This is a genomic window from Methylobacter sp. (assembly GCF_030680395.1).
Classification (GTDB): Bacteria; Pseudomonadota; Gammaproteobacteria; order Methylococcales; family Methylomonadaceae; genus Methylobacter_A.
The window spans coordinates 1-7127 of the sequence record NZ_JAUXVR010000012.1 but is presented as its reverse complement, the minus strand read 5'-3'; the positions used below and the strand labels follow the sequence as shown (position 1 = coordinate 7127).

Here is a 7127-nt window from a genome sequence, read left to right as displayed (position 1 = left end):
GGCGGACAGGTGTTGATCGGCGGCGATTATCAGGGCAAGAACCCGAATGTCCATAATGCCAAGGCTACCTATATAGGCCGGGGCACGACCATCAAAGCCGATGCCAAAACCCATGGCGACGGCGGCAAGGTCATTGCATGGGCAGACAATACGACGCGAGCGTATGGCTCGATCAGCACCAAAGGCGGTACGCAATCCGGCAACGGCGGTTTTATCGAAACATCCGGACATCAATATCTCGATGTTGAGGGCATTCGTGTCAACGCTTCGGCTGCGAACGGCGCTATGGGTAACTGGCTGCTTGATCCTAACAACATTAAAATTATTCATGCCACCGGCACGTCGTCAGATGCGAACATCAGTGTAGCTAACCCATTTGCGCCATCGTTGGATACGACAAACTCCACAATATCCGATTACACAATTAATCAAGCTCTTAGCGGCTATGCCATTGTTTCTCTGACCACATCGAGTACAGGTACAGCAGGAACCGGCGATATTTTATTTGATGGGTCTAATGGCGCTATTGTTCTCAGCAAGAATTCAGCTGATGCGTTTTCGACCACACTAACTTTTAATGCTTTCAATAATATTAAGTTTCTCTCTTCCAGCAATACGACAATAGAAACCACCGCAACTACCGGTACAGGAAATCTAATCACGGTATTCAATCCAGGAACCGGAAAGGTAATAGTTGAGAGCGGAGCCACTCTGAGCTTGAATGGTCAAGGATCCAGTATTGAAGCGCAACTATCCGGTGGAAAGATCTGGGAAAATAGCGGAACCATTAATATGCTGGGCAAATCGGTTATCCGCCCTTATCTGTCCTCATTATCGACTTTCGACAACCTTACCGGAGGTGTATTAAACATCGGCACTACCGGCGATTGGTCATTCCTTAGCAATTCAGGCAACCAGGAAGGTATTGTCAATAATGCCGGCACCATTAATGTCAATCAAAGCACCTCATGGGAAGCCAAGTTCTCACAAGTTGCCGGAGGGATACTCAATCTGCACTCCGGCTTGTCCATGCAGCATCTTAATGTCGCTGCCGGCACTATCAATATTGACAGCGGTATAACGCTATGGATTCCGGAGAATCACTCAGGCTTAAACAAGTTTGACGGTACATCCATCAATGGACCGGGACGACTCCAGATTGGTTATGCGGTTTCAAGCTACTCACCTACTGTGAATTTCAATAATGTTAGCACCAGCGTCCTTACCCTATTAAGAGAAGAAAAAGGCTCATTGGCATTTTCCGGCACGAATACATTTGCCAATACTAAATTTTTCGCCAATGGAACCAGCAACACCGATTGGATAATACCCACTGCAACCTATACGGGCAATACAGAATGGTGGGCCAAGGGTAACATTACGCTGAACAATAATCTGAGCACTGCTGGCAATATGACATTGGGCGCCGGGTGGAACGCCAACATTGCCACGCCCGCGAGTACATCGACCGGCACTATCACCCATAGCGCCGCCTTAAGCGCCGCCAATGTTATTTTCAAGGCCGGTAAGATGGCGCTGGCTGGCGGCACAATCAATGGCAGCAGCTCTGTCAGTCTCTTAAGCACCAACGCCATTGACCTTGGCGCAGGCACCACCGACTTGTTGAGCACACTTGAACTCAGCAACGCCGAGTTAAATACCATCACGACCCCTATTTTGCGTATAGGCGACATCAGCAGCGGTGCAATTGACATTAAATCGGCACTGGCATTGGCGAATATTAGCACTGCACTAAACCTGACTTCCGGCGGCGCCATTACCCAGCAGGCTGGCGCAACAATCGCCGCCGTGCCTGGACTGAATTTATCGGGAACTTTAGTGACATTAACCGAAGCCAATTCCGCCGGGGTCATTTCCGGTTCGGCCTCAGCAGGTGATTTCCGGTACCGCTCTTCCAGCTTGCTGACCATTGCCACGGTGGATGGCGTCAGTGGTATTACAGCGCCTTCTGCCAATAATATCGCTTTGGAGTCTGGCGTGGGTATTAACCAGCAAACAGGGGCGAATCTTAGTAGCGGTGGCTTGGCGCTAAAAATCATTGGATCGGTGAATCTACTTAATAGCGGCAACAACATAGCTAAGCTCGCCGCTGATTTGACTTCAGGCACAGGTAATTTTGATCTTTTTTCAGGCAGCAACCTTGCCGTGACCAGTCTGCTATCGGCCGATGGCGTCACAACATTGAATGGCATTACTACCAATAACCAATCCATACGTCTTGTTTCCAACGCCTTAAGTATTGGTCGACCTATAAATGCCGGCACCTCCAGTGTGGATCTGACAATGGATACGCTGACATGGGATGCTGCAAATTATGGTAGCGTCGTCGGCGGTCAAGTAGATATCCGACCCTATACTGCGGGTCGTCCTATCACTGTCGGTGCAGCATGTATTGGCGGTACTGGAACTTGTCTAAGCATAACTGAGCTGTGGAAAGTGTCCTCCCCCGTTATTGGCATCGGTAACGATACTGCGGGAGCCATTTTTGTTAGCGGCATCACCTATAACGGCTCAGCCCTGACTGACAGGAACACAACAACCACCCGCATCGGCTTAATCAGTAACAGTGGTGTCACACAAAGCACTACCGCCATTAACGTACAGGATCTTGGCATTGAGGCAAACGGTACAGTGTTACTCAATGCGGTTAATAACATCACCAATCTTGCCGCCAAAACCTTAGGGCACAACTTTACCTTTGTTAATGGACAGGGTTTCACCGTCACACAAATGAGCGGAGGTACCACAAACTCCACCTACAATTTAAACGGCATTGACACCTGTTCAATATCGGGCGGCTGTAGCAATGTAGCATCGACTGGCGATATACATTTGACTGCCGGCGGTCTATTAACCATAGGCGCAGGAGGCATCAGAGCCGGTGATGATATGACATTGGTTGCAAGTGGCAATATTGTCCAAAATGGGGCGCTTTCTGTTGGGTTAAACGAGAACCTGATACTCGCTACCACAAGCGGTAATTACATTAACACTGTCGGTAGCGGCGCTCTCAATGTTTCCGGTACCGGCCGCTGGCTGGTATATTCAAACAGTCCAACCAGCAACACTTTGGGCGGGTTAACCCCATCATTCAAACATTATGGCTGCCAATACGCGACCGGTTGCACTGGCTACAGCATTCCCACCACCGGCAATGGATTGCTTTACAGCATTACGCCAGTGCTGCATGTTGCACCGTGGACGGCCAGTAGCACCTACGGAAGCCCTATCAGCCTGGCCGGACTAGGTTATACATTAACGGGTTATATTGACGGCGATACAGTTACCAGCGCTGATATTGCAGGCACAGCCATTTTCTCGACTGATGCTACGGCAAGCTCATCTACAGGCAGTTACAACATTATCTATAATGCCGGATTAGGCAATAATATGGGTTATTTTATTTCTGATGATACAGGGAATGTGGCCGAATACACCATTATGCCAAAGTCAACGATCGTTACTGAAGAGCTGAGCGACGCTTTGACGGATTCCACCAATGAAATTACTGTTACTGAAGAGCTGAGCAACACTTTGGTGGATTCCACAAATAAAACTACCGCAGGGGTGTTGGGGACAACGCTCCAATCAGGACAGCTATTAACCAATGAATTGGGTAGTAGCAATAACAGCACTGACGGATCTGCTGGTTCCTCAGTAGAAAAAGGCAAAAAACTTCAACAGTGCACGAAATGATAATTCATCCCCTTTCTCTACAACCACCATGTCTATTCAAATAACCCAACTCGTTAAAAGTTATGGTTTATGGCTGTGCTTATTAGTCGTTGCCCTGCCCGTTTATGCAGAGCCTCTAGTCGTCGGTCATATTAGCTTTGTGAAAGGCAGTAATGCCGCCCAGCAACCAGGGGAAGCGCCTCGAATTCTCGGCAAGGATACGGAAATTTTTCAGGGCGACAATATCCAGACTACCGAACGCAGTTTTGTGATTGTCGAATTTACCGACGGCGCCAAGATCACCGTGCGCCCTAACAGCAACTTCAGCATTGATCATTATGACAGCCAGTCTGCCCATAAAACGGCGCAGTTGGTGTTACATCAAGGCGGCGTTAACACCAGCACCGGTGATATTGCGCAGGGTAATCCGGAAAATTTTCAAATAAAAACACCTACATCCACGGTTAAACCAAAATCCGAAAAAGCAGAGTTTACCGTGCGCATTTGTGACAAGGATTGCGAAGAAAAAGGAAAAGAAGCAGCTGCCAATGCGGTAAGAACCGAGCAAAGCGTAGTGGCCCGTGTAGTTGACATTAAAGGTGTAGTGAGCGCGATAAACCGTGCCGACAAAAATGCAAAAGAGCGGCCCCTGTCACTGGGAAAACCCCTGTATAACTCCGACGCCATTTATAGCGAAAAGGATAGTTATGCGCTTCTGGTATTTCCTGATGGTGAAAAAGTCACTCTACAAGCTGACAGCGAACTGGATATCAAGCAATATAACTATCAGATTAAAGACAAAAAAGATCAGATCTTGTTGCGTTTAACCACCGGAGGGTTACGCGCATTAACCGGGAGTATCGGAAAAAACGCTCATGATGCTTTTGCCTTAGATACTCCGGTCGCCACTATCGGTATAAGAGGCACAGGCACAGACTCATATACAGACGGAACAAGTCTTGATCATTCCACTTGGCAAGGGCTATCCTTTTTGCATAATGAAGCGGGAGAATTTGATGTGCCGGAGGGAAATAGCAGTTCCACTTCCGGTCAAAATGGTATACCTCAGATATATCCGACACCGCCGAATGCCCCACAGCCCTCCGAACCCAGACCGGATACCAATAAATCCGATCCCAAGAAAGTGTTTGAAGAAAAGCCTCCCGCCAAAGGAGATACTCTTGTTAAGTCTACTAGCGGGAATACTGCTGTTGAGAATAACAAAGGTGAAAAAACCACGGTAAATGAAGGTGAAAGCAGTTCTGCAAACTCGAATGGTGACGTCGTAACATCCGATCAATCGAATGATGCAACACCCGAGAACAATCCGTCTAATAATGGAAGTTCATTCGATGATGCGGACAACTCACTTGAAGGTTGTACCATATAATGTAAATGTAGAGGCGTTGTACTTCAACGTCTCTACACGGGTAACGCTGAAAATGATTCAGCTACAACATAAAAAGTCATGAAAAAAATACAAAAAATGGATAAAAAAATTCATTGTTTTACTACCCGCCTAGTCAGATTAGTCTTAGTTACTGCCAGTTTATGCCTGATCCCGCAAGCGTTTTGCTTGGCCGCTGCGCCGCCGGAATTCAAGTTTAATGTTAAGCATTTTTCGGTTGAAGGTTTATCGCCACTTTCTCAAGCGTTTATTGACGACCATTTTAAACCGCTACAAAATCGACCGTACTCGCTCAAAGAGTTGCAGGAAGTCAGTAAGGCGCTTGAGCTGATTATTCGCGAACAGGGATATCCGTTTTATCGGGTTATAGTGCCACCGCAAACGCTGGCTACCGGCGATGTAAAGCTGCAAGTTATCTCCTTTACCTTGGGTGAAATTGAAGTAACCGGGAATAAATACTTTACCCGGAACAATATTATTGCCAGCTTGCCGGTTCTTAATAAGCCTGAGTCGCCCAATACGCAGGCATTGGCAGAAGCCATCAAAGTGGCCAACAAACACCCCTCGAAGCAGTTACAATTAACCTTTAAACCCAGTCAAACTCCCGATAAACTGGATGCTAATATTGTGGTATCCGAACACCGCCCTTACCAGGTGTCTTTAATTGCCAATAATTACGGCACCCCCACCTCCGGTGATTACCGGCTGACCGGCGCACTGCAGTACAGCAATTTGTGGGGATTAGATCATATCGTCAACGGCAGTTACTCTATCTCCCCTGATCACGCCAATACTGTCCAACAATACGGTGCCAGTTACAGCTTGCCTATCTATCAGCTCAAAGGCTGGCTGAGCGCTTATTACGCCAATTCCTCGGTTAATACGGGTACGGTGGCAACCGATTTAACAGTGACCGGATCGGGTGAAATGTATGGTATTCATTATCAGCAGTTTTTACCCAAATTGGGCAAATATGAGCATAGCCTGGATTTAGGCATTGATAATCGCTATTTCATCAATGATGTTCAATTTCAAAATATCCAGGTGGGCGCCAATGTCCGTAGTGCGCCGTTTAGTGTACTTTATAAAGGCGAGTATCCCTGGCAAAACACCCACACCGGCTATTATGTGCAGTGGGTGGGCAATACCGACTTCGGTGGACACAATACCCAGGCACATTATCAAGCGGCTCGCTTTAATGCCAAGCAAAATTGGGATTTGTTGCGTTTTGGCAGCAGTTTTTCGGTTAATGTTAAAGAATGGCTGATGCAAACCACCTTTACCGGTCAGCAAAGCCACAGTTCACTCATAGCCGGAGAGCAACTCGGTATTGGCGGCAGTTTTGATGTGAGAGGCTATGAACAACGCGAAACCGGGGCAGACAGTGGTCAGATTGTAAAGTTTGAAGTCACCACGCCCGCTTGGCAACAAGTTAATTTATTCGCATTTTATGATTATGGGCATGGTCGTTTGCAAAGTACAACGCCGGGGCAAATCAAAGACTGGCATCTGAGCGGTACGGGAGTTGGTGCGCGCTATCAATGGCGTGAGTATTTCATGGGTAATATTGCCTTTGCCACTGCGCTGGACACTGCTGAATCGGGAACGACCAAGGCGGGCAACAACCGTATTCACGCCAATATTGTATTTAAGTATTGAAGGTTTAGTCACACTTTCTACCAATTCTAAATTTAAGGGACTTATTTAGCAGTCAATATAATGTAATAAAATAATTAAAGTGCACTTTATGACCATGAAAACCTATCGGAAAAAACAGTCCGCGCACCGGCAGTCATTGTTTGGCGCAAGCTTGCCGCTGCGTCGCGCACTCAATCTGGCTATTTTAGCGATACTCTACCCTTCTTTTTCATACGCCAATCCGGACGGCGCGCAAATCATAAGCGGGCAAGTCAGCATTGATACCGCCACGCCGGGCGTGACCGTCGTCACCAACAGCCCCAATGCGATTATCAACTGGCAAAACTTCAGCATCGCTCAAAACGAACTCACCCGGTTCATTCAG

The 7127-nt window shown here is 47.5% G+C and carries 4 protein-coding genes; all 4 read left to right on the top strand.

The features are described from left to right. A partial coding sequence (locus Q8L79_RS06660) for a beta strand repeat-containing protein (protein WP_370869890.1) occupies nt 1-3717 on the top strand: 3717 nt, incomplete at its 5' end. A gap of 28 nt (nt 3718-3745) precedes the next feature. After that, a complete protein-coding gene (locus tag Q8L79_RS06655) occupies nt 3746-5086 on the top strand; it encodes a FecR domain-containing protein (protein WP_305269320.1) in 1341 nt (446 codons plus the stop codon). A gap of 78 nt (nt 5087-5164) precedes the next feature. Next, a complete protein-coding gene (locus Q8L79_RS06650; protein ID WP_305269317.1) occupies nt 5165-6763 on the top strand; it encodes a ShlB/FhaC/HecB family hemolysin secretion/activation protein in 1599 nt (532 codons plus the stop codon). Between the two features lie 88 nt (nt 6764-6851). Next, the coding region (locus Q8L79_RS06645; protein WP_305269315.1) for a hypothetical protein at nt 6852-7127 on the top strand (276 nt) is incomplete at its 3' end.

Bases quoted from the DNA above. Each gene is read 5' to 3' on its own strand.
- Q8L79_RS06655 (WP_305269320.1), top strand. From the start codon at position 3,746: ATGTCTATTCAAATAACCCAACTCGTTAAAAGTTATGGTTTATGGCTG.
- Q8L79_RS06650 (WP_305269317.1), top strand. From the start codon at position 5,165: ATGAAAAAAATACAAAAAATGGATAAAAAAATTCATTGTTTTACTACC.